The organism is Pseudomonas sp. EL_65y_Pfl2_R96, from assembly GCF_963970905.1.
Taxonomy (GTDB): domain Bacteria; phylum Pseudomonadota; class Gammaproteobacteria; order Pseudomonadales; family Pseudomonadaceae; genus Aquipseudomonas.
This window is the reverse complement of sequence record NZ_CAXAQH010000225.1, coordinates 1-519: the sequence shown is the minus strand read 5'-3', so window position 1 is coordinate 519 and position 519 is coordinate 1. Positions and strand designations below refer to the sequence as shown.

Here is a 519-nt window from a genome sequence, read left to right as displayed (position 1 = left end):
ATGCACATCCAGCGCCAGCAGATGAACGACATCTGCCGGCGCGCCCACGAGTTTGATCTGCCGGTGGCGCTCGGTGGTCCCTCCGTCAGCGCCTGCCCCGACTATTATCCGTCCTTCGACTATCTCCATGTCGGCGAACTCGGTGACGCCACCAACGAGCTGATCGCGATCCTGTCGCGCGACGTGTCACGCCCGGCGGAGCAGGTGGTGCTGACCACCAAAGATCGCGTGCCGATGACGGAGTTTCCGATCCCGGCCTATGAACTCGCCGAGATGAAGAAATATTTCCTCGGCAGCATCCAGTATTCCAGCGGCTGCCCCTACCAGTGCGAGTTCTGCGACATCCCCGGTCTCTACGGCCGCAACCCGCGCCTCAAGACGCCTGAGCAGATCATCGCCGAGCTCGACCGCCTGCGCGAATGCGGCATGACCGACACGGTCTATTTCGTCGATGACAATTTCATCGGCAACCGCAAGGCGGCGATGGACCTTCTGCCGCATCTGATCGAATGGCAGAAG

At 61.5% G+C, this 519-nt stretch carries 1 protein-coding gene; it reads left to right on the top strand.

What is annotated here, in order from left to right; genetic code table 11:
- Positions 1 to 519, top strand: a 519-nt coding sequence (locus AACY49_RS30335) for a B12-binding domain-containing radical SAM protein (protein ID WP_339527954.1), incomplete at both ends; no start/stop codon positions are given.